The organism is Streptococcus sp. HMSC062D07 (assembly GCF_001814215.1).
Taxonomy (GTDB): domain Bacteria; phylum Bacillota; class Bacilli; order Lactobacillales; family Streptococcaceae; genus Streptococcus; species Streptococcus infantis_I.
The window spans coordinates 1-302 of record NZ_KV815327.1 but is presented as its reverse complement, the minus strand read 5'-3'; the positions used below and the strand labels follow the sequence as shown (position 1 = coordinate 302).

The 302-nt window shown below is 32.5% G+C and carries 1 pseudogene; it reads left to right on the top strand.

Annotation, left to right across the window (positions count from 1 at the left end):
- Positions 1-297: pseudogene (locus tag HMPREF2957_RS04315) on the top strand (hypothetical protein); the annotation flags it as partial.
- Positions 298-302 lie beyond the last annotated feature (5 nt).

The window sequence follows — 302 nt, the reverse complement described above, 5'->3', positions numbered from 1 at the left end:
CTTGTTAATGATGGACTAAGTAAGTTTGGATTTGGTGGGCATAAAAGTCATGATGAGATCATGCTTGATAGCTATAATGTTGTGACAATTTATAGTAAAGAACTATCGAAATTTAATGACTTTTTTGAAGCTCATAATATTCAATTTGTAGAAGAACTAGTGACAGCTTGGAAAACTTTTTCTAAGACCTCACCAGGAATCTCTGAAATCTATGAAAGTAATGGAAAAACTGTTTATGATTTGCCTGAAGAATTAGCTGAATGGGGAATATATTTAGCTGAAACTCGAACAGAATAGGCATA